This window comes from Stieleria magnilauensis, from assembly GCA_007753675.1.
GTDB lineage: Bacteria > Planctomycetota > Planctomycetia > Pirellulales > Pirellulaceae > Stieleria > Stieleria magnilauensis.
Genome location: CP036432.1, coordinates 4157212 through 4178608 on the forward strand (window position 1 = coordinate 4157212; position 21397 = coordinate 4178608).

The 21397-nt window shown below is 57.8% G+C and carries 15 protein-coding genes and 1 pseudogene; 10 read left to right on the plus strand and 6 right to left on the minus strand.

Going from position 1 to position 21397, the window contains the following annotated elements; translation table 11 throughout:
• Positions 1–12 precede the first annotated feature (12 nt).
• The 3 genes from TBK1r_RS14670 to TBK1r_RS14680 all read left to right on the plus strand — a co-directional run bounded on the left by TBK1r_RS14670 (position 13) and on the right by TBK1r_RS14680 (position 6793).
• Positions 13–1212: an RHS repeat domain-containing protein gene (locus TBK1r_RS14670; RefSeq protein ID WP_145211907.1), complete on the plus strand. Its 1200-nt coding sequence runs from the start codon at positions 13–15 to the stop codon at positions 1210–1212.
• Between the two features lie 741 nt (positions 1213–1953).
• Entirely contained in the window at positions 1954–3339 is a 1386-nt protein-coding gene (locus tag TBK1r_RS14675; protein WP_145208338.1) for an IS4 family transposase, read from the plus strand.
• Between the two features lie 1534 nt (positions 3340–4873).
• Complete coding sequence (locus TBK1r_RS14680) at positions 4874–6793, plus strand: DUF2207 domain-containing protein (protein WP_145211910.1); 1920 nt, start codon at positions 4874–4876, stop codon at positions 6791–6793.
• 116 nt (positions 6794–6909) lie between these two features.
• Here TBK1r_RS14680 and TBK1r_RS14685 read toward each other — a convergent pair whose 3' ends face one another.
• On the minus strand, positions 6910–7443 hold the full coding sequence (locus TBK1r_RS14685) for a Uma2 family endonuclease (RefSeq protein WP_145211913.1): 534 nt from the start codon (positions 7441–7443) through the stop codon (positions 6910–6912).
• Positions 7444–7942: 499 nt separating this feature from the next.
• Here TBK1r_RS14685 and TBK1r_RS14690 point away from each other — a divergent pair, with 499 nt between their 5' ends.
• A complete protein-coding gene (locus tag TBK1r_RS14690) occupies positions 7943–9355 on the plus strand; it encodes an ArsB/NhaD family transporter (RefSeq protein ID WP_145211916.1) in 1413 nt (470 codons plus the stop codon).
• A 7-nt stretch (positions 9356–9362) separates the two neighbouring features.
• Here the strand turns inward: TBK1r_RS14690 and TBK1r_RS14695 are convergent, their stop codons facing one another.
• The 3 genes from TBK1r_RS14695 to TBK1r_RS14705 form a co-directional block, all read right to left on the minus strand.
• The gene (locus TBK1r_RS14695) at positions 9363–9713 is read right to left on the minus strand and encodes a hypothetical protein (protein ID WP_145211919.1); all 351 of its coding nucleotides are present in this window, start codon (positions 9711–9713) and stop codon (positions 9363–9365) included.
• A gap of 149 nt (positions 9714–9862) precedes the next feature.
• Positions 9863–10714: a 50S ribosomal protein L11 methyltransferase gene (locus TBK1r_RS14700; protein ID WP_145211922.1), complete on the minus strand. Its 852-nt coding sequence runs from the start codon at positions 10712–10714 to the stop codon at positions 9863–9865.
• On the minus strand, positions 10711–11343 hold the full coding sequence (locus TBK1r_RS14705) for a TerB family tellurite resistance protein (RefSeq protein WP_145211925.1): 633 nt from the start codon (positions 11341–11343) through the stop codon (positions 10711–10713). The genes TBK1r_RS14700 and TBK1r_RS14705 overlap by 4 nt, the downstream gene beginning before the upstream one ends.
• Positions 11344–11490: 147 nt before the next feature.
• Between TBK1r_RS14705 and fliW the strand changes: the two are divergent.
• Together fliW and csrA are read left to right on the plus strand one after the other, a co-directional pair.
• Positions 11491–11916 (plus strand): annotated as a pseudogene (fliW, locus tag TBK1r_RS14710) (flagellar assembly protein FliW); the annotation flags it as partial.
• 521 nt (positions 11917–12437) lie between these two features.
• Positions 12438–12662: a carbon storage regulator CsrA gene (csrA, locus tag TBK1r_RS14715; protein WP_095739475.1), complete on the plus strand. Its 225-nt coding sequence runs from the start codon at positions 12438–12440 to the stop codon at positions 12660–12662.
• A gap of 75 nt (positions 12663–12737) precedes the next feature.
• Here the strand turns inward: csrA and TBK1r_RS14720 are convergent, their stop codons facing one another.
• The gene (locus TBK1r_RS14720) at positions 12738–13247 is read right to left on the minus strand and encodes an acetolactate synthase (RefSeq protein WP_095739476.1); all 510 of its coding nucleotides are present in this window, start codon (positions 13245–13247) and stop codon (positions 12738–12740) included.
• Between the two features lie 126 nt (positions 13248–13373).
• Positions 13374–14369 carry a 6-bladed beta-propeller gene (locus tag TBK1r_RS14725; RefSeq protein ID WP_419581359.1) on the minus strand — a complete coding sequence of 332 codons (996 nt, stop codon included), beginning with the start codon at positions 14367–14369 and terminating at the stop codon, positions 13374–13376.
• 183 nt (positions 14370–14552) lie between these two features.
• On the opposite strand from TBK1r_RS14725, the gene TBK1r_RS14730 reads away from it, so the two are divergent.
• The 4 genes from TBK1r_RS14730 to TBK1r_RS14745 all read left to right on the plus strand — a co-directional run bounded on the left by TBK1r_RS14730 (position 14553) and on the right by TBK1r_RS14745 (position 21312).
• A complete protein-coding gene (locus TBK1r_RS14730) occupies positions 14553–14978 on the plus strand; it encodes an acyl-CoA thioesterase (RefSeq protein WP_145211931.1) in 426 nt (141 codons plus the stop codon).
• 603 nt (positions 14979–15581) lie between these two features.
• Complete coding sequence (locus TBK1r_RS14735) at positions 15582–17030, plus strand: IS4 family transposase (RefSeq protein WP_145211934.1); 1449 nt, start codon at positions 15582–15584, stop codon at positions 17028–17030.
• Between the two features lie 314 nt (positions 17031–17344).
• On the plus strand, positions 17345–19924 hold the full coding sequence (locus tag TBK1r_RS14740; RefSeq protein WP_145211936.1) for a DUF1592 domain-containing protein: 2580 nt from the start codon (positions 17345–17347) through the stop codon (positions 19922–19924).
• Positions 19925–19950: 26 nt separating this feature from the next.
• On the plus strand, positions 19951–21312 hold the full coding sequence (locus TBK1r_RS14745) for a DUF1552 domain-containing protein (RefSeq protein WP_145211940.1): 1362 nt from the start codon (positions 19951–19953) through the stop codon (positions 21310–21312).
• The last annotated feature ends 85 nt before the right edge of the window (positions 21313–21397 follow it).

Sequence of the window (21397 nt, forward strand, 5' to 3'; positions counted from 1 at the left end):
TACAATAGCGGGATGCTCTGCAAGCCATCATGCCGTCGTCGAACCCTTCAACGCCGTCTCGCGCGCCACCGCGCGGGAGGCGTTAAGTCGTGCGCCGATTCAAAACAAATCCGTAGCTGCAAAACGCTTCGTCAACCAACCTGCTCGCCCGGCAAATCACGCACTGAAAGCGACGAATCATCTAACAAGTTCGCGGTTCGCTACGTCCGCGGCCAACAGTACAGTGTCACCGCACTGACCGATTCGAGCGGAACGATCAAGGAGAGGTACGCTTACGATGCCTATGGCAATCCGTCGGTGTTCGATGGCGCAGGTGTTGCACGTGCAGCGACAGCTGAAGGCAACCGGTATACCTACACCGGCCGCGAGTACGACGACGTCCTTGATCTCTACCACTATCGCGTCCGCATGTACGACGCGATCGCTGGACGGTTCTGCTCCAGAGATCCTATTGGGTACATGGATGGGCCTATGCAGTATCAGTACGTGGCTGCTAATCCGACCGGTCGTATTGACCCAGGTGGGCTGTCAATGTTTTGGCCGGGCGGCGGCACTGTGTTGCCCGACATCAGCATCCCAGACCTGTGGGATTTTCCACAGTTTGCATGGCACTATTACTTCGGCGGAGGTAGGCCGTATTCAGTTGATCCCGAAGACATGCAGGACTTCATAAACGGGTCGTCCAACGCAATGGGAGCATTGCGAGGCATGGCAAGGGGTTCTGCGTTCAGTGCAGCTACTTGTGGAAAAACTGTCCAGACACACGGTCACCAAAGAATGAATGGTTTTGGACTGAACGTACCGAAAGGCAGTTTATGGGCGTTCTTCCGGGACAAGCACATTCTTAATACAGGTACCGCTGATGTAAGTTGGACTTGTTCGGCAACGAAAAGTTGCTGCAAAGATGGAACGGTTGAATCAATCTCTTTGTCTTGCACGGTGAATGTTAACTACTCAGATAGATTTGCTAATCCTTTCGACATTGGCGGAGAGTATCACGAACACGACCCGATCAAACTAAGGAAGTGCCAGGAGCGCTGCCGGGCACGTTATGAAGCCGATGGGAATTCGGTCGGATACATGAATTGCAATGGAAGATGTTGGGAGAAAAACCCGTTGACTGAACGTTTTGGTGCCGTAGCGTTTAACATTTTTGGGCAGCATTCTGAATCGTTTAGCGAGAACTACAAGCTGGGAACTTGCTGTGATTAAGCTGACAGCGATCCTGCTTCCGGTAGTGTTCGCAGGGGGATGCTATTCCAACGTCTCACAGCTTGACGTCCTAGTCAATTCTCGGATTCAACACGCCGAGCTCTTACAAACTGCAACAGGTCATGGCGTTTCAACGTCGGCACCTGACGAGATAGTAGGACTCTTTAATTCTCTTATTCCTTATGAGCGCACCGGTCCAGGTCGAATTGAGAATCCACAGTACATAGGTAAGTTTTTTGTCGCTGGACGCTGGGCGGAAATACGAGTCGCTACCGACCAGGAGCCGCCAACGTTTTCATTCGATGGATATGTTTACAGAAGCCAACGGGCGAATGGGTTTACAAAGATAGCGAACGATGTGCTTAATGCGCCTTTGGAGCGATCAAACGCGATGGAGGTAGTTTCGGAGAAGCCACCCGATGAACCGGAGTGAAACGACGTTCAACAGGCCGCCGCGAGGCGGCCTGTTCTGTTGGCGGGCACGATGCCCGCCTGTTCTTCGGCGGGATGCCGACCATGCGCATCGGACCAAACAAAGGTGGACCAAACAAAGGTGTCAGGACTGAATGGCACGGGCATAAGTGGAATCAACTAGATGTGGTGCGATTGCGTTCGTGCTAGCACAACGGGCAGTGATATCAAATCGCAATCGCACTTTGCGTGCCGTAAATGAATTGAAAACACAGCGAGCCTCCGGTGCAATGGAGTTATCAAGCACATCACTTCACTGGAGGGCTCACCGTGAACGATCAGTCTACCGATGCAGGCTTCGAAGTTCAAAGCAAATTGCGAAAAGCCTCATCACTCGTTTTGGACCTCCTTCTGCCTCAGGTTGAGGTGGCAAGGGTTTGCGCTGAACTGAAGCACAAATACCGCGATTGCCCCTACAACCCGATGATCACCGTTTGGTTGTTCATTTCACAGGTCCTTTCGGCAGACCACAGTTGCCAACAGGCCGTCACCCGCTTCAATGTGTACCGCGTCGCGAAGGGGTTGCTTCGCGTCAGCAGCGAAACAACATCGTATTGCAAGGCACGCGGCAGGCTTCCTGAGCAACTCTTCGAAAGGCTGCTTGCATGGACCGCGAAACGTTGCGAAGAGGCGACCGACCAAGCTTGGCTGTTTCAAGACCGGATTGTCGAAATGGTTGATGGCTGGACCTTGACGATGGCTGACACCGACGAGAACCAAGAAGAATACCCCCAAATGAAAAGTCAAAAGCCTGGCTGCGGTTTTCCGATCGCCAGGATGATTGGCTTGTTTTCCCTTGCGACAGGTGCAATTCAACGCACGGCAGTGGGGCCGTACCGAGGTAAACAGACTGGTGAGACAGCGCTACTGCGGACGTTTTTGGACTGCATTTTACCGGGGCGAATCTTGCTGGCTGACCGCTACTACGCAAACTTCTGGTTGCTTGCCATGGGGCCGATGCGAGGTATCGACTTGGTGGCCAGGGCGCACCAACTTCGCAAAATCGATTTTCGCCGTGGGCTCAAACTTGGCTACCTGGATCAGTTAGTCGCCTACCGCAAACCGCCACGTCCCAAGTGGATGAGCAAGAAAGAATACGATCAGTATCCTTGTTTGGTCATTGTCCGTCACCTGAAGTACAAGGTTGAGCAGCGAGGTTTTCGAACCAGGGAAATTACCCTGGCCACGACGTTGGTGGATGCCGAAATCTATGCCGCGGAAGATTTGGCCGAACTGTTTCGCAAGAGATGGCAGGTGGAGCTTCACATCCGAAGCCTGAAAACTCAAATGCAGATGGAGCACTTGCGATGCAAGAGCCCGCAAATGGTTCGCAAGGAAATCCACTGCCACATGATTGGATTCAATCTAGTCCGCGCTGCGATCATGGCATCTGCGTTGAAGTTCGGGCGATGTCCGACAAGGCTGAGCTTTACCGGCGCGATGCAGGCGATTGAAGAGCTTGCAGCATTTCTCCGACTCCGCTGCGGAAGCCCGGGCGAACAATTCGACAACCTGCTCGAAACGATCTCCGAACTGGTTGTCGGCAATCGACCAGGTCGCCAAGAAAAACGGGAACTCAAACGCAGGCAGAAAAACTACAAGCTCATGAAAACGAGACGCAACCCGAACCGAAACCGTTACGCCACAGCAGCTTAGGCTTATGCCCGTGCCATTCGTGTCAGGACTCTTTTCCGCGTAAGTCAAGCGATTGACGATCGCACAACGCCGCCGCGAGGTGGCGTTTGCTTTTCTGGCGGCGGACGATTGATGCCAACACAGGACCGAGTCTCGTTCCGCCGCAATCAATGGCTGCAAGACCTTGCTGTTCGCGCTGGCGGTCACGATGACCGCCCCTGTCTTCGGCACGATGCCGGACCATGCATCTTCACGCGTAAAAAAACGCCGTAGGCACGGCGGGCAGGATGCCCGTCGATTGAAACCCGTCGGGGACAGGATGTCCGTCGGAGAACGATGGCAGGGAGCGGGAGGCAAGAGAGGGAGACACGGAGAGGGGGAGACAAGGAGAGTGGGAGTGATGATGGTCGTGGAGTGAGGTAGCGTGCCATCGTTCGGCGACCGGAGTGAGGGAGGGATCGACCGAGCGGAGCCGGCGGTCGACGGAGGTGGTGACAGCGACCGAAGGATGAGGGTAGCGCCGACACGAATCTAAGGGGTCAGGCCTCTTAGATGAACCGACCGAGGAATCAGCCCCCTAAGACGCGGCGATTGACGTTGCTTCCCTTTCTGGCGGCGGACGATTGTCTTGACCGCACGGCCGAGCTGACTTCCGCCGCAACCGGATAGCCCGCCAGCTTCACTTCGCATGGCGGTCACGACGACCGCCGATGTCTTCGGCACGACGCGAGACCGCACACCTTCAATCACGAAAGAACGCCGTAGGCACGGCGGGTAGGATGCCCGTCGATTGAAACCCGTCGGGGACAGGATGTCAGTCGGAGAACGATGGCAGGAAGCGAGAGCACAGTTTCAGGTTTCAAGTTCCAGGTTCCAAGTTGAAAGAGAAGAAGTTGGAAGTTGGAAAACGTGAGCGGGCCATCGTTCGGCGACCGGAGTGAGGGAGGGATCGACCGAGCGGAGCCGGCGGTTGACGGAGGTGGTGACAGCGACCGAAGGATGAGGGTAGCCCCGAGCGCGAGCGAGCAACACCGACGCCGAGGGCGGAGCCCGATAAGAACAGACGAGGCAGGATGCCGAGTTCGTTATCAAGAAGGGCGGAAGTGACCGCGACGAGCGACAGCGACGTAAGCCGGGAACGAGACGCTCGGTAAACCATCAACCGACAGCTTGTCTGTTCGGCCATAGCCCTCTGCGAATCACCGACAGGCTCCCCGGCTGTCACGGCTGTGGCGTCCGAACCGTTGGTGTCCAGCCTTCAGGCGCTCTTCCACGACGCCTTCGGCGCTCGAACGACCGGGCGAGGATCGGCTAAAGCCTAGACACCAACGGTTCATTCACAAGTGCCTTCCCCAAGGTCGAAAAAAGGTCAGGAGCCGTTTGGGTCAACACATGCGAGTCCGGATTTCTAGACGATTACGGAAAATGGACGCTTCTTTCCAATCCGCCAGAGCCGTATGATTTGCTCAATCTGAACCTCTTGGCACTCCCATCGATCCGCCGTCAACCGTCAGGAAGGCTTCAGCTTAAGGACGCAAATCGTGCGTCGGAACCGATGACTTTCGAAGTCGGGGTTTGGGCCCATCGGCCGCGAGGTTGGATCGTCACGTTCAGCTGGATGCTTGTCGTTTCGTCGGTCTTGCGGAGCACGGCGACGGCCGAATTGACACGCATCACCGTCGACGCCCATCTGACGAACGATGGCCGTTTCCAGGTCACCGAAACGCATGACCGCCGCATCGACCAAGGCCATGAAAGTGGTTTTCGGTCCTTCGGGTTGGGCGTGGATCAGTCGATCGCGTCTCTCAAAATCACGCGAGTCAGTACGGATGGGACGCAGACGCCGCTCCTCGATCGGGGGCCGGCGAATCGCGAAGTCGATGGCCCCGATCAGTTTCGGTACTATCCACGCGGCCACATCTACTTTCGCTATCCCGAGGTCATCGGGCAGACCGAGCTTCGCTATCGTCTGGATTACGAACTGGTCCATGCGGTCAGTCCGGCTTGGGGACTGGGGGCGGGCTGGGATCCGCTGACGCCGGAAGATGGATATGGCAGCCCGTGGCGTCGATGGAAGTCCATCGTCGACGACGCCAAAGCGGCCTGGCCGGCTCCCGATCGTCGGTATCGCCTGGATCACTCCGTCCTGTTTCCCGAACGCGACGAGAATCGCGATACGGGGTTCGAGCTGAACTACAACCTTCGCTTCGATACGGCATGGCGCGAGGTGGATTCGACGGCGGAACTGGCGCGCGTGACCCCCGAGATCGAATACCGTGTCCGACGACTGTTTGAGTATCTGCCCGCCGGACGACCTGCGGCGACCAACGCACCGCAACATGAAACGCGTCTGAAATCGGTGGCGGCCGTTCTGATCGTGGGCCCCGTTCTCTTTGTGGTGTGCCTGATCTTGGAAGCATTGACAGCGGGCAAACGGTTCGATGCCTCCGCCGTCGCCGAGCGGCTTCGCCCGCTCACTCCCGAAGAGGTTCAGACCTATTTCCAATCATCACCGCCATTCTCATTGCAAGATCTGTTAGCGCGGCTGGAGAGCGAAGGAAAGCTTTCGATCGAACCGGTGCTGAATCACGAAGGGAAAGAGACCGACGAACTGCAGTTGCGTCTACTCGTCCCACTCGCGTCGCTGCCACGGGTCGAACAAGAATTCGCCAAGTGGGTGTTTGGTGAAGACGACACGACGACCAGTGAAGCCATTCGAAACCGAGCGAGTGCATCGGGAGTCGATCTCAATCAACACTGGCGGAATTTGATCGCGGAATCGACGTCCAACCAAGACGCCTCGCGTCTTCCGCGGATCGCGCTTGTGCCAATCGCGATTGGGTTATGGGGCGGTTCTCTGCAACTGAACGGTCTGCAACGCGATGACGAGTTGATCGTGGTGGTCGTCGTCAACTTCCTGGCACTGATGCTGACACTGGGGTGGCCGAAACGATGGTGGCACGTCGGAGTCGCTCGACGCGGTCTGTTGCTGCATCTGATCGTGCTGGCGACCGTCTATGCGGCGATGCATCTGGCTGTCAATCGACCGTATGCCGCCCAAGCCTGGATCGGATCGGCCGTCAGCATCCTGGCGTACTTTTGTGCCCAATTGATCGCCGCTTGGATGCCGCACCGCGGAGTCTGGCAGATCAAACGCGAACTGTATCGAGTCCGCCAATACGCCAGGGGCGAACTGCGAAAACCGACTCCGATGCTGGACAATCGCTGGATGCCATACCTCGAAGCACTCGGGCTTGGGCCAGAGATGAAACGCCATCGGAGTGAAATGGGCCAGTCCCTTCGTGCCGCAGTGATCTCACGATCCCATGATCACACGTCCGAGGCAATCCGTTCGGTCATTCGTGTTCCCTATACGGGGATTCCTGCCCAGCGGTTGATCCGGGAATCCGGCTGGGCGGATGTCTTTCTCCTTTCGCTGGACGAGCTGAACGCTGACGATGATGACGATGCATAGCACCGCTTGACACCTACGTGGGTGTGTCACGTCGTAGGGAGATGAGGCAGAATGATACGGGGCAGAATGATGCGAGGCAGGGTAATGCCAGATGGAAGGATGGGGGCGAAGTGGCTTCAGTCGAAGAGGGACTGGGGATCGATTGTCATGGTGCAGTTCGCGGTGGCGAGCGTGAGGTGGAGTGTGGTGTCGAGCGGCGGGTGATCGCTGCCGGCGGCCGTCACGTGCTCGATCGTTTTTTCGGCCGGGTCGATGATCAGATAATGCGGGACATCGTTCTCACGGCACAGCGTGCGTTTTGCCGTCAGGTCTCGGCCACGGGTGGAGTCCGAGAGCACCTCCACGACGAGCTCCGGTGGCCGCTGGAGGTGTTTTTCAGGCTGGTCGCCACAAATGACCATCAGGTCCGGGCGGATCACGGTGTCGTCGCCGATGATCCAGTCCAGATTGGTGTACACCTCGCACGGACACTCATGCTCCCGGATCTGAGATTGAATTTGGAATGACAACCGGGAGATGACGCGCTGGTGCGGGCCGAACGGTGACGGCCCCATCGAGATGGCGACGCCGTCGATCAGCTCCCAGTCGCCTTCCCAGCGGGCGTAGTCTTCCAGCGTGTAGTGGGGGATGTAGCGTGGTGCGGTGCGCATCGAGACGTGCTCTGCGGGAACGGTTGCCGGTTTGCGGGGACGGAATTGATTGTAGCGGCGGTGCCGGGTCGCGGCCAAGCGAAACGACGGGGCGCTGGATCGGCGAAGGCGTGTGTTTTTAGCTACTCGCGAGTGGCGTGGCAGGGGCGCTGACGACCGGAGGGCTTGGGCCCTGCCGCTGGCATTGGCACGGCAGGAGTTAGCGGAACGGCGCGAGCCGTCCGGTTTGACCGTGAAAGACCGGAGGGCTTGCGCCCAGCCGCTTGCATTGGCGCTGACGACCGGAGGGCTCGCGCCCTGCCGCTGGCACTGGCACGGCAGGAGTTAGCGGAACGGCGCGAGCCGTCCGGTTTGACCGTGAAAGACCGGAGGGCTCGCGCCCTGCCGCTGGCATTGGCGGCGAGGTGGCAATCTGGTCCACGGTTCCCAGGTAGCGTGTTTTGGCGGTTCGGTGGTACGGTATGCAAATCAAATCCGTTTCTGCGTCGCAGGTCTTCGAATGATTTTGATTGACACCTTGTTTACCGGTTCTCCATTGCTTGCCAGTTCGGTGGAGGAAGCTCCGATCGAACCCGCCTCCGCCGGCGTGATGCTGCTGTTTGCCGCCGTCATGTGCGCCACCTACGTGGGCGTTGCGATCGAGCGATTTCACAAAACGGTCGCGGCGCTGTGCGGTGCGGCGGTGTTGGTGGTGCTCGGTTTGGCGTTGGGTCTGTTCGAGTACCCGAAGCTGTATGAGTTCCTGAAGGAAGACCTGAATATTTTTGGCGTGATCATCGGCACCGGAATCCTGGTCGATGTGGTCGGCAAGAGTGGCCTGTTTCATTTTCTGTCGATGTGGATTGTCCGCTTCACCGGCGGGTCGGCGTCCAAGCTGTATCTGACGTTGTGCCTGGTCACGTTCGTGTTCGTCGCGGTGCTGACGATTGTTCCCGCGATGTTGATCCTTTCGTCGTTGGTGCTGGTGATCTGTCGCTCGCTGAATTACAAGCCGATGCCGTTCTTGCTGAGTGTGGCGATCTGTGCCAACAGTGGCGCGATCGCCACGTTTGCCAGCGGGCTGCCGAACATCATGATCGGTACGGCAGCGGGAATCCCATATGCCCATTTCTTGCAAGTCAGCTTGCCGTACGCGGTGGTTTCACTGGTGATTGCGATCGCGGCACTGCGATTTTTCTTTCGCAATGACTTGCCATGGAAGCAAACCGAGGAGCAACAGGAAGCGCTGCGTGCTCAGATCGAGACGTTTGATCCCTGGGCGATGGTCGAAGACAACCGCGTGCTGCTACGCAGCGGCACGATCCTCACGTTGACTGTGATCGGATTTGTATTTGCGCAGCAGATGGGCGTGGGAATGGATTTCATTGCGATGGTGGGCGCGACTGCGGCGCTGCTGTTTGCGGGCAAGGGTGTCGAAGATGCGATCGGCAAGGTGAACTGGACCGTGATTTTGTTTTTCATGGGTCTGTTCATCATCATCGGTTGTGTGAAACAAACCGGCGCGTTGGCTTGGGTGGCCGAGCAAGTGATCGAGTTGTCGGGGAACGAGTTAACGCTATTGGTTCCGCTGCTGGGCGTTTTCTCGGCGGTTGCCAGCAGCATCGTCGACAACATCCCGGTCGCCGCGACGCTGATTCCGATCGTCAAGGACATCGCGGCCGATGGCACGGTGCCGATCGAACCGTTGTGGTGGACCCTGATCATTTGCTGCAACCTGGGCGGCAACGGAACACCGATCGGATCGATCTCCTGCGTGATCGCGATCTACGCACTCAAGAAAGAAGCCGGTGTGCACGTCGGCTGGGGAACGTTCTTGAAGATCGGTGGATTGATCATGTTGTTGCAGGTCGCCGGCGCGATTGTTTACGTGCTGTTCCACTACAACAATGGATGGATGCCGGCGTTGTCCTAAGATTGCTTCAGTTGTTGCTGAAGCCGTAGCCGACGGTGGTTTCGCGACCGAGCGGGTTGCTGGCGAATGCTTCGTAGCATTGTTCGCAAAGGTCATATTGCTCGGGACCATCGTCGAGATCCCTTCCGCACAGGACGTCGTCGATTTCGTCGAGCGTGTCGTGCAGACACATGCCGATTTCGGCATTGAGTTCTCGCTGCAACTGATCGTGCAGTTCAGCGAGTTGATCCAGGTCGTCTCCCTGGTCACTGTTTGGCTCAACCACATTGGCCATACGAACATCGATCTCGACGACAAACCTTGGTTCCGTTTCCGGATCGATCGTGCGTTTGCAGCGATCACAGGTGTAGTGGATCATGGGCGATTCCGACTCGCGTTACGTTCGAAGAAAGCGGTCACCCTCTTGCGAGAGTGTTCACGGACAACAAATGACAACACTTTTGATCCGCCGCTCACACCATGGTAATGGCTGTGAGCCGTTGATCGCAAGCTTTTTGCGGCAACCCGCTAACGGGGATCCGTTGCAGGTGGATCGCCACTGCTAGCGTCAACTTTGGGGATTTGATTACGCCCCAAACGCACTTCGATCAACATGCCCGGTAGAAAATTCAGCGGCAACTGATCGACATCTCGGTCATCGAGCACCTTGGTTTGGTATCCTAACGCATCAGCCTCGGATAACAGACGCGTGATTGCGGGAGCATGCCCGTATGCCAAAAGACAACGTCCGCCCGGGTTGAGATGCTTTGGCAACCCGGCCAGCAGCGAATCCATCAGTGCGAAATCGGGGTCGTAAAAGGCATGATCGGACGGTGCAGCGACCTTACCGTCCTCCCACGGCGGATTGGACACGATTAAATCAAACCGTTCGTCCGGTTCCAGGACCGCAAAGGCACTCGGATCCGCCGGCGAAACCTGGCGGACGTCGAACGATTCGTCCAATTGATGCATCGCCACATTGTAGCGGGCGTTGGCGACTGCCGCCGGGTTGATGTCGGTCGCCACCACCTTCTGGGCTCCGTTGGCCAGGCACAACAGCGACAACAAGCCGGTGCCGGTACCGATTTCCAGCACACTGCGTCCCGCCGCGATCTGGTCCTCGACAATCAGTTTTCGCAGCGACGTGGTGTCATCGGGCTCCCAAAACACACTTTCAAATTGAACCAGCGGTTGACCATCGATCTGTTCCAGATCGGGCAGCACGACGTACTGTTCAACGTCATAGGAGTAATCGAGATCGTTTCGTTTCGATGCCGGACACCCCAGGCACGACAGCAGGGTCGTGGCCACCACGGCGTGAATCAAAGACCTCCGGTGGCCGGTGCCGCGGGTGATCCGCGGAGAAACGAGAGCGTTCATTCAACCAGTTCTCTTTGTAAAGCGGCTTCGATCGCCGATTGGTATTCTTGTTCGGTCAATTCCAGGATGTCGCGCATCTGGGTCATGACCTGAAGTTGTGCCCCGTCCATCTTACCTTCTGCGGTCGCGGCCAAGAACATCGCCTGAAGCGCCTCGGACTTTTGCGTTTCGCTCCAACGTCGGGAAACCGTCATCACGTAGTTGGCCGCGCGAATTTTGTTCTGCTGTGCGATCGAGCACAGTTCACCCAATTCCTCTCGGTCGACCATCCGGCCGAGCAGTTGTTGGGCGATCTGCTGAAGCACGTTGACCTCGGTGTCGCTGATCTGGTCGTCGGCCAAGACGACGAGCACGGCGCTGCGGAGTGCTTCGCGTTGGAACTGTTCGGCCTGAACCTGTTCGTGTTCACGCTGGTCCATCTGCAGCACGGTCGGATCCCACTTGTCGCGACAGCCGCGGCAATCGACAAACCATTCGGCGGCACCGATCGGAACGACGGGAATGAAGTACAGCGTCAAAAACGGCCGCCGGGACCGCAAACGATACTCTTGGGCGCAGCGACACGTGGGGCAGTAGAACTGCCCCGTCTCGCGTGTCCGCGTCAGGTTCATCGTGCCGATGAGGATCATGAAACACTCTGCGGGAAAACCTTGGCTTTGGTGCCCGGCTGGCACCGATTTGGAGTTCTTGTCTGATTTTGTCGATTTCGAAAGGGACTCCGCCGATAACGATAGTGTAGGCACACCCAATCTCTCTAGCGCCACCGAGCCATTCCGATGCGGATCGAAACTCAGCGTTTTGGCAACATTACTGTCGATCAAGACCAGCTCCTTCTTTTTCCCGCAGGACTGATCGGGATGGAAACGCTGCGCGATTGGGCGCTGCTTCCTGATTCGGAGAATCCGGCCGTGGCGTGGTTGCAATCGGCATCACGTGGGGATCGGGCACTACCGCTGATCAGCCCCCGGGCGTTCTTTCCGGACTATCGCGTTCAGGTTTCACGTCGGGAACTGGCCGGATTGCACATGCGACCGGGCACAGAGCTGTACGTCTTGACGACGGTTTCGGGGCACAGTGGAAAGCTGACGACGAATCTACGCTCGCCCATTCTGTTGAATCTCAGCCGACGGCTGGGTTGTCAGGTGATCACAGACAACGACTATCCGTTGCAGCAAGGCGTCTCGTCGTTGCAGTCGGAAAGTCTGGTGGTGCCGTTGACCGACGCCCCGTCCACGGCGGCCGATGCGGTTGCGGCGGCAACGTCGTCGAGCCTGATCGGGCAGATCAATCGCGCGGCGTAACGCCATCTCGCTGTGTGACGCCATCTCGCTGTGTGACGCCATCTCGCCGCGCAACGCCGCCGTCGTTGTCGATCCTGACCGACCGTCGGCGGATTTTGAGGGTCTCGCGGGGCCGACGAACGCCCATCACATTGGGAATTTCGTTCCAACCCGGCAGGCGCGATGAATCGGCATGACCGGCATGCGCCGACTTCCGCAGAACGTTGTCAAATGCCGGGACCGCTGCGCCGATGAACAGGTTGTCAGGAGGCACGTACGCAGGACGCGACGGGGTCTGCTGATCTTGAATCACCCGTTCCAGTCCATGGAAACCTTTCTCCACCGCGATTCGATCGCGTCGGGGAGCCTGCCGACTCGGGTGGTTTAATCGTTGATGTAACCTCCTTCTGTTTCCTTTAGAATTCAATGATGTCGAGGCCAATATGCTGGTCCTATCCCGACACCGCGACGAAAGCATCATGATTGGCGACGATGTCGTTGTCACGATTGTCGATATCCGCGGCGATAAAGTTCGCTTAGGTATCGAAGCCCCACAGTCGATCCCGGTTCACCGACAAGAAGTCTACGACGCGATCCAACGTGAAAATCGACGCTCGTCACAGACAAGTGCCGCCGCGACCAAAGACGTCAAACCGCCACGCGATTAGGCTCCCGGTCACCCCGACTGCCACAGCAGCGTTTGCGATCGCGCCAGTGCGATCGGCGATTGGCTGTGCAGTTCGCTATTGATCGATGGTCGGATTGTCGTCCAAGTCACCTTCGGTGATGATCGTGAATCCTTTCTCGATCAATGTCTCCATCGCCATTTCGATGTTTTCCACCATGATCGCCACTGCCGGCTTGCCGAGCGGTCGGACGATCAGTGGATACGTTTGGATGATGTTCAGCTCGGCCTGCAGCAACGCGGTGCAGACGCGGAGCAGCGGTTGAGGCCCTTCGGGGAGCTGGACGCCGATTAAATCGGTTTCAATCAACGCCAACCCGCTTCGTTCGAGGATTTCTCGACCGCGGTCGGCGTCATTGACGAGGAATCTGACGAACGCACATTCGGCGGCGTCGTTGATCGACAACGCACAGATGCGGATTCCCGTCCCTTCGAATCGCCGGACCACTTCCAAGAGTTGTCCGACGCGATTTTCCAAGAAGATGGTGAATTGGCGGAGTGCCGGATAATTGCGGCCCCGCATCGTATCGAATTTGGTTGCCGCACCACTTCCGTCGTCAGATTCCATCACAGCCTCGTCGTGAATGCAGCCTACGTTCGCGTTGCCATCGGCGTAGTGTACGCTTTTCCCGTCTCGCAGGTCAATTCGGCGATTTCCCCGCGGCTTCAGCCCGTCCCCAGCGGCGGGGCAGGACTACTTCCGGACCCGGACCAGCTTCATCAACCGACCGGAAACGTTCCAATCCTGGACGTACAGGTTTCCGTCCTTGTCCCAATAGGAACCGTGCGTCCCGCTGAAGACGCCTTCGACCCATTCGGACTGGGGGATGTTAAAACTGCGCCCCTTGGCCGGATCGGGGTTGTTGCCCAGCACGGCAATGATCGTGTTGGTCTTGTTCAGGATCACCAATCGTCCGTGCAGATCCGGCACCGAGACATAGTCACCTTGGATCGCTACCGACGTCGGCATCCCCAACCCGGTGATGACTTCTTCGATGAAGGTTCCGTCCAAGTCATAGTGCAACAAGCGGCCCTTGGGCTGGTGATTGCGATCACAGATCAGCAGGCGGTTGGGTTCGTAGCGTGTGTCCAGGGTCATGCCGTGGGCGGTATTGAACTCTTTCAGCCCGTTGCCTTTAGTGCCAAAGTGCCGCAAATACGTTCCTGTCTTGTCGAACACGAAGATGTTGTTGCTGGCGTAACCGTCCGATAGATAGATGTCTCCGTTGGCGGCCACGGTGATCGCGGTCGGGCTGAACTTTTTCAGGTCCAGCCCCGACTCTTGCGGGAACGGCAGTTTGAGGACGATGTCGCCGCCGCGAACACGAAACTTGATCCCCTCGGCGTCCTTGTTCCGCGCCCCATAAATGTACTCTTCGCCGTCCTCCTGACGGATTTCCATGTCGTGAATGTTCGCGTACTCCGGCCCCAAGTAGGTGTGAATCACGGCACCTTCGGGGGAAAACACGAACACGCCGGCTTGGGCGCTGGTGTAGATGTTTCCTTCTCGGTCGACGACGACGCCGCCATGGGTCGGCCCCAGCGGCGAGTTCCCGTCGGCCCGCAGTCCCCAACCGGGCACTGTGTCAAAGGTCATGTCGCCGCATCCCATCCGAACGGGATCGGCGGACCAGGCGGGAATGGCGAGAACAAACGCAAGCGAAAACGTAAGCAGCGGGGTTCGGTTCATGATGCTGAATGTCGGTGGGGCGAGGCGGGAAAAAAGAGATAGAGATGGAGAAGATCGCCTGCCGATTGTACCTCGCGCCGCGGCCAGTGGGGCGGTTGGGGGCGATCGGGTATAAGATGCCACGAGACCCCCGCCAGACGATGGCTCGGTGGCCCGAAAACTAGATTTGGACAAGACGCCAGGATGCCCGCAGACACCCTCCTTCACTACTCCCATGAGTTTCGTGTCGCCTACCACCAGACCGATGGCCAGCGACGCGTGCACCATTCCAATTACCTGAACTTCTTTGAAGACGCCCGCGTCGAAATGCTTCGCGCCGGAGGGGTGCGTTACAAAGATGTCGAAGATTCCGGACGACTGCTGGTGGTCACCGAAATGAATGTCCAATACCACGCCGCGGCCGAGTTCGACGACTGGCTGCGTCTGGACGTCGTGGTGACCGAGATTCGCAAGGTCCGCTTGCGCCACCATTACGACGTCTTTCGGGACCAGACGCTGATCGCCTCGGCCGACTCGACGATCGCCTGCGTGGGCCCCGACGGCCGCCCCAAGAAATTGCCCTCGAAATTCTTGGATCTGGCCCAGCATCTGGACCTGCCCCGGCAGTGAACAGCTCCCGTCAGGCAACGCCGCAAAGCATTTTTTGGCGCTGGGGCGCGAGCCTAAATCCACTGCCCCCTTTCGTGCGTCGTATATTGCATGACCCCAACGGGGTCAAAGCTGGTAGCCGGAGGTGAGCGCAGCGACACCTCCGGATCTCCGGTGAGCCGCATGACGCGACCCCGGAGGGTGTCGAAGCAAAGGGCGAACGGGCCCTCGGACCGGGCCGGCGCAAGCGGAAAAGCATCCCAATCAACTCGTTCGCAATGGCGGTCTGCGACACAGCCGGCGGATTGATTCGCTGCGACCCCGTCCGGGGTCGGTGGGTATCCCACGATCGGCTCTCCGGAGGTGGCGCTGCGCCTTAGGTTTGACCACATCTTTTTGTTTGCCGGCGGATGTGTCGAGTTGGCGCGGCTGTGAAACCAATTGTTGATCTTTGTAAATGAGTCAAGCTTGGTAAGGTTGATCTGGTAATTTGGCGATGCCTGGAGTTTTTTCCCTGTGGGAACCGTGGCGTGGAACACACGCTGCGATTGATTCGCGACGGCGGGTTGAGATGGTTGCTGGTGACGGAATGGCTACCAGCACTCGTATCACGGAAGGCCCCCCATGGTTTTGCCCCTGCAAACATTTGGACAAGTCAACTTTGCCAACGCTCAACTCGGCGACAAACGTAGAACAAATCGTCTCGTACAACTTGCTGACTCAATGGCTCGACGACCAAGTGGAACATTGCCACAGAAATTCAATAGCCCCAAAGACCTCAGGGCTTTCTACCGGTTGATGGACCGTGACCAGGTGACGCATGAGGCAATTCTCGCATCTCATCGTGAGGCAACCTGGCACAAGATCAAGCAAATCAGAGGCCCAGTCCTGATTCTTCATGATGCCACCGAGCTGGATTTTACCAATCACAAGTCACTTTCCGATGACATGGGCCAAATTGGCAACGGCAATCGCCGTGGGTACATCGCGCAAAACAGCTTGGCCGTGAACCCGAAAACACGGCAAGTAATTGGATTGTGCAATCAGGTTTTGCACCATCGGGAGGATGCTCCCAAAGACGAACTGACCGCTCAGAAACGCAAGCGTGAATCACGAGAGAGTCGATTGTGGTTGCGCGGTGCCGATCCACTGGCTAACAGCGAGAAACTCGTTGATGTTTGTGATCGAGGAGCTGACACGTTCGAGTTCCTCGAACATGAATTGGCCAGCGGCCGTAGGTTCGTCATTCGTGCCTCTCATAATCGGGCGATCATTCCTGGACATGGCGATCAAGGCAGTAGCGATCAAGCCTGTTACCTTCGCAACTATGCTGCCAGCCTTCCGCCAGCAGGACACTGGACGTTATCGGTAACGAGCAAAGTCGACAAGAAAGTACGGGTTCGCAAAGGCAAAAAGAAATCAGCCAATCGACGGGCTCGTGAGGCGAAGATGGCTGTCTCATTTGCCCCGGTTCAAATCAAACCACCCGCGAAGAAACTAGGAGAACACGGCAACGATCCGCTTGCCGTCTGGGTTGTTCGAGTCTGGGAAGAAGATCCGCCCGCCGGAGAAGAGCGTCTGGAATGGTTTTTGATTACAAACCAACCCGTACTTGATTTTGAAGATGCCTATCAGGTTGTCGGTTGGTACGAATGTCGCTGGATCATTGAAGAGTATCACAAAGGGATGAAAACAGGATGTAGCATTGAGAGCCCGCAATTCACTAGCGAAGAACGTTTGCAGCCAGCGATCGCTTTGATTTCAGTGGTGGCGTTGACTCTGCTGCAAATGCGTGATGCCAGTCGTCGTTGGGACGCAAAGAAACGCAAAGCGACCGAAGTTATCTGCAGCGACTACGTGAGTGTGCTGAGCGCTTGGCGACATGGCCAAATCAAACCCGACTGGTCAATTCACGATTTCTTCTATGCACTGGCGAGACTCGGCGGTCATCAGAACCGCAAATCCGATCACCCACCGGGATGGCAAACGATTTGGCGAGGCTGGAACGACCTCCAAGCGATGCTCTGCGGCGTTGACGCAATGAAGATTGTAAAAAGATGTGGTCAAACCTAAGCGCTGCGCTGACCTCCGGCTACTCGCTGAAATCCCTCCGGGATACAGTCGACGCTGGCCCAAATCGGCTGATAACCCGCGCGCCATCAGCCGTTTGGGTGCGGCAAACTTTGCTGCTTGAACGGCGCGGCTTCGGTTCTCCCCGCCAAATTCGCGCAGTCGTCCCGATTTCTCTGGAAATGGGTGGCCAAATTCCTACAATCAACTGTCCCTCCACTCCCCGGAATTGGAACACTTCGCCTGCGTCGTGTTCGGCAGCCCCCCGTTGATGGCTTCCCGTTCCGGTCCCGCCTTTCCTACCCGATGGTTTTTCCGTGTTCGATCAAACGATCGTAATACGACCGTTTTACGTGCAGCCCGATCGCGGGTTCTCGTCCCACGTTCGATTTGCCGCACGTCTAAGCTTGTTGGTCGTCCTGTTGTCAGGGCTCGGCTTTTTGTCGGCCGGCGGACAGGGTGTCGTCGCAGCCCCACCCGTGGACGCAACGCAAACCGCGGAACCGCCACCGCCATCGGAATCCGCGGCGCCGGACGCGCTGGCGAATTGGCAGGCGACCGGATTGCCGTTGATGCAGGCTTATTGCGTCGACTGTCACAACGAAGACGTCCAGGAAGGCGGTTTGGATCTCAGTCCATTCGAAACGCTCAGTGACCTGACCACGGCCGAGGTGAAACGGGTGCTGGAGATGGTCCGATTCGGCGCGATGCCGCCGGAGGACTACGACACGCCGGAGATCGAGGAGCGTAAATCGCTGGTCGCGTCGCTTGAGGCAACGATGTATTCGTCGACCTGTGATCTGACCCCGCGTGCGGGCAAGGTCACCGTTCGCCGGCTCAATCGCAGCGAGTACAACAACACGATCCGCGACCTGTTCGGGCTCGACCTGCGACCGGCCGACCGCTTTCCGTCCGATGAAGTCGGCGCGGGGTTCGACAACAACGGTGATGTGCTTTCGCTGAGCCCGATGTTGATCGAAAAGCTGATCGAAGCGGCGGAGTTTGTTTCGCAGAACGTGATGATCGATCCGGCTGACTTGCCCGAACTTCGTCTGGAGCTGCCCGGCGACCAGTTGCCGATCTATGGCGATCCGAAGATCGGCCGTTTCAGCGGTCGATTTGTTGACCGCGATAGTTTTGCTTGGATCGATTTGGACGCTCCGTTCGACGGCCAATACCGCATCGACGTCCGTGGCGGGACGACATCCAAGTCACACGGCAAGGCCAAGGTTGCGATCTGCGACGAGCAGGGCAAGCTGTTGGCGAGCGACGAGTTGGACTATTTCGGCGGCGGGGGCAGTTCTGATTCGATGCAGGAGACCATCGAATTGACTCAAGGCAAACATCGGCTGATTTTCGTGCCCGTGTTGGACGATCGCAAGCTGGTCGTCGGTGAAACAAGCTTTGAATCGGTCACGACGATGGATCCGGAACGCGTCAAAACAATTCTCGCCAAGCGTGGCAAACCCGTCTCACCAGACGGGGACATCGATTCGGACAGCTATCCGTTCATGTTTCGTTCGTTTCGCGTGAGCGGTCCGAGAGAGCATCCGCGGGACGCGTATCCGCCCAAACAGTTTCAGATCGTTCGCCACGTCGCACCCAAGAAACGCGACCGGTATAGCGACGTCGCCAAGACAGCGATGAAGAACTTGCAGCCCTTGATGAAACAGGTCTTCCGAGGTCCGGTGTCCGATGACGAGGTTCGGCCCTACGCCCAATTGGTCGAGCAGTCGGTCAAAGAAGGCGCATCGTTTCACCGGGGAACACAAATCGCATTGTCGGCGATTCTGGTCAGTCCTCGTTTCTTGTTCCGGGTCGAAACGCCGCCGCCGGACAGCCAACCCAATTCCTTCGGTGACATTCCACTGTCGCCGCACCAGTTGGCGACCCGCCTGTCGTATTTTCTGTGGAGCAGTACTCCGGATCAAACGTTGTTGGACCAAGCCGATCGCAACGAGTTGGACCTGGAGCGGTTAAAGAGTCACGTCGGTCGGATGTTGGCGGATCAAAAAGCCGATGCATTGGCAACGGACTTTGCCGCCCAATGGCTGGGATTGAGAAATCTGGTCGAGCACGAAGCCGATGGCAAACGCTTTCCCACCTTTGACCAGGATTTGAAATCGGCAATGGTGCGCGAAACTGAATTGTTGTTTCTGCACATTCTGCGGAACAACCTGTCGATCAGTGAGTTTCTGACCGCCGACTACACGTTCGTCAACGAAACCCTGGCCGAACACTACGGTTTAACGTTTCGCGGTGAACCGTTTGAAAAGGTGTCGCTGTCCGGCACTCCCCGTCGAGGTTTGCTTTCCCACGGCAGCGTGTTGACGTTGACCAGTACGCCGAATCGCACCAGCCCGGTGTTGCGTGGGAAATGGATTCTCGAAAACGTGTTGGGGACGAAAGCCCCGGATCCACCGGCCGGTGTTCCCGAGCTGGACGATGCGAAAGCGGCCGGCGAAAACGCGACACTGCGCGAACAACTTGAATTACACCGTCAAAGTCCCTCCTGCGCCTCATGCCACCGAGTGATGGACCAATTGGGGTTCGGATTGGATGACTATGACGCCATCGGCCAATATCGAACCGAAGAGGGTGGCAAACCGATCGACGCCAGCGGCGCCTTGCCCGACGGTCGGTCGTTCAACGGAGGCGCTCAGTTGAGCGGCATGCTGGCCGAGACCGAAGTCGAAGGGCTGGCGCGGACGTTGGCCGAACGGCTGCTGACCTTTGCGATCGGCCGCGAACTGACCCCTGACGACCGCTGCACGATCGACGAGATTCTCGAACACACACGCGGCAACCAATTCCGTCTGGCGGATCTAGTCACCGAAGTGGTGACCAGCCGCCAATTCCGATTCCAAACTTTCGACGCCGACGCTGGCAGCCGGTAACGAATCCATCAACAGAGGACCGAACGATGAAGTCGAGACCACAAATGATTCAGCGCAAGAAGGTCGATCGCCGAACTGTCCTGCGGGGATCGGCGGCCGTCCTGGGCCTGCCCTTGCTGGAGGCGATGACGCCGATGGCACGCAGCGCGTTCGCGTCGCCCGATTCGATGCCGCGGCCGGTTCGGATGGCCTGTATCTTCGTGCCCAACGGCGTGATCATGCCGCAGTGGAAGCCGATCGTCGGTCCGTCCGGCGAGCCGACCGATTGGGAATGCAGCGAGACACTGCAGCCGTTGGCGCCGCTGAAGCACAAGCTGAACGTGATCTCCAATCTGACCCATGACAACGGGCGCGGCTACAAAGACGGCGCCGGCGACCACGCCCGCTGCGGTGCAACGTTCTTGACCGCGGCACGTCCGCTGAAAACCAGCGGCAACATCCGCTTGGGCGTCTCGGTCGACCAGATCGCCGCGGCGCAATTGGCCGGTCAAACCCGCCTGCCTTCGATCGAACTCGGACTCGAAGGCAGCCGCAACGCCGGCAGTTGTGATTCCGGGTACAGCTGTGCCTATAGCAGCAACATTTCCTGGCGAAATGAAACGCAACCGATGCCCAAGGAAACGATTCCACGGCTGGCATTCGAGCGGATGTTCGGCAGTGGTGATTTGGCCGAGCGGCGGGAAGCCAACCGGATCCGCAAGAGTGTGCTCGATGTCGTTCGTGGCGACGCTCAACGGCTGATGAAGCAGCTCGGCAGGTCCGACTTGCGCAAGATGGACGAGTATTTCACGGGGGTTCGGGAGATCGAACAGCGGATCGAACGCACCGAGCAAGAAGACGCCGCGGCACTACCGGACATCGAGATCCCCTTCGGCCGCGTCGAATCGTTCCGCGAACACGCCCGGCTAATGTTCGATCTGATGGTCCTGGCGTTTCAAACCGACACCACCCGGGTTGCGACGCTGATGTTGGACAACGCCGGAGGCAACCGACGCTACACCGAGATCGGAGTCAGCGACGGGCACCACGGAATGAGCCACCACCGAGACAAGCCGGAACTGGTCGAGAATCTTCGTAAGATCGATCACTACCTGGTCGAGCAATACGCGTATTTCCTGAAAAAGCTGGAGGCCACCCAAGACGCCGGCGGCTCGCTGTTGGACCAATCGATGGTGCTCTACGGAAGCGGGATCAGTGACGGCAACCGGCACCGGCACGAAGATTTGCCGATCGTGCTCGCCGGCAGCGCGGCGGGACAGATTGAAACGGGGCGTTACGTCGATGCCGGGAAAGAATGTCCGATGGCGAATCTGTTCCTGACCATGCTGGACCTGATGGGCACGCCGGCCGATTCAATTGGGGACAGCACCGGCCGAATGACGATCTAGGCCAGGGGGCACGCCATAGTAAGATTTAAGGGCGGTAGACGGAATACTTAATATTTTCGTCAGCGGGTCCGACCAGACTACCAAG